The 1,887-nt window shown below is 58.1% G+C and carries 1 protein-coding gene; it reads right to left on the minus strand.

Annotated elements, in window-relative coordinates:
- Window positions 1-77 precede the first annotated feature (77 nt).
- Complete coding sequence (ltrA, locus tag C7411_RS36725; RefSeq protein WP_110389029.1) at window positions 78-1,325, minus strand: group II intron reverse transcriptase/maturase; 1,248 nt, start codon at window positions 1,323-1,325, stop codon at window positions 78-80.
- Window positions 1,326-1,887: the final 562 nt, after the last annotated feature.

Here is a 1,887-nt window from a genome sequence, read left to right on the forward strand (position 1 = left end):
ATCGTCGAGTAGCGCAAGGGAATTGCACCCTCACGCTCTCACGGATCCGGACGTGAATCTCTCGATTCATCCGGCTCTTATCGTCCAACCGCCGCCTCCACGCTCCAGTGGGCAAACAACCCGGGCTGCCGGGATCGGATCCCCGACAGCCACGTCCAGGCTCGCGCCGGACGTCTGGAAAGAGACTTGTACTTCCGCCGTGCCCACCGCACCAGCGCCGCATCAACATATCGCAGCACCTGCGCGAGGACCGACCGTGAGAACCGCCCGTAGTACTGAATCCAGCCCCGCAGAATCGGACGAGTGTAATCCGCCAGGTCATTCAGCGTCAGATCGGAACGATGCCACAGCGGCTTGCGACGCAACTCCTGGCGCATCGCCTTGGCTGCTTTATTGCTCACCGCCGGAGTAAAACCGACAGACAGTTTGCCCATCCGATTCATCACGCTCCGTGGCCGGAACGTATAGCCCAGAAAGTCGAACTGGCAGGTTGGATAGTCCACAGGCCGATTGGCTTGCTTGCAGTACACGATTTTGGTCTTCTCTGGATGCAAGGCCAACTTGCACTCCGCAAGCCGAACCTCCACTTCCTGCCGCAGCAACCGAGCTTGCTCTTCGCTCTTGCAGTGATAGATGGCATCGTCCGCGTAACGCTCGAATGGCACATCGGGGTGATGCGTTTGCATCCATCGGTCGAGAGCATAATGGAGAAACAGATTGGCCAGCACTGGACTGACGACACCGCCTTGCGGGGTGCCCTTGTCCGGTTGCATCACGGTCCCGTCCGGCATTTGCACGCGTGCCTTGAGCCAGCGCTCAACGTACAGCAGCACCCATGCGCAATCCGTGTGGCGGCGCACCGCTCGCATCATGAGTTCCCAGTCGATACTGCCGAAGAAATTCTTGATGTCGAGATCCAGCGCCCAAGCGTAGCTCCAGCATCGCTGCCGAGCCACGTCGAGTGCCCGATGCGCAGACCGCCCAGGACGATATCCATATGAATCGTCATGAAACACAGGTTCCACAAGCGATTCCAGATATCGCTTGACCACCGTCTGAGCGATGCGATCAGAGATCGTGGGTATACCCAACGATCTCGTCCCCGCACCCCCAGCTTTCGGTATGTCAACCCGCAGTACCGGTGGCGGCATGTAACTGCCGGACGACATCCGATTCCAGATTCGATACAGATTATTCTTCAGATCCGCCTCGAATTCCTGCATCGACTGTTCATCCACGCCCGCCGCTCCGCGGTTGGCCTTCACCTGTTTATATGCTTCCCAGACCTCACGTTTGGAAATACTAAACGGCTTTGCTTTATCCATGCAGGTCCTCCCCTCGCAGGTTGCCCGCAGGATAAAGCCAGACGATGACGCCCCTTCGGTCCAGTCCCATTACAGGACCTTCAACCCTACTACAGGCGTCTCCGCCCCTGTGCCCCGCATCGGTACTCTCATCCTTGTGGAGTCCTTCCACTTGAATTTCTCCCTTCACATCGGGACGACAGGTTCCCAAGTTCCTTACCAAAGCCTGAATCAAAGTCACGCCGCCTATGTGCCGGATGCCGATCGGGTCGTCAGCAGGCATCGCCCGATCTTGTCCCGGAGCAAGTGGGCTCTCCGGTTTCGACATCTTCTGGGACAATTTCGACACGTCTTCAGCGGTTCACTCGCGTTCGTCTCTTCGATCCTTACCTGACAGAGTCGAACTCTGCCTTTTTCCAACGACGCTCACCACGCGGACTCTTTACCCGCGCAGCTCGTGGTGGTTTGGAGCCTGCCCCTGCAGGCCGACTCCGAAGGGCCCTTCCTTCATCTCTGGTAAAGCACCGCAAGCATCGGTCATCTGACGCTCGCGTTCTTGGCACACCCCACTCGATTGTCAATC

It is taken from the genome of Paraburkholderia silvatlantica, assembly GCF_003096715.1.
Taxonomy (GTDB): domain Bacteria; phylum Pseudomonadota; class Gammaproteobacteria; order Burkholderiales; family Burkholderiaceae; genus Paraburkholderia; species Paraburkholderia silvatlantica.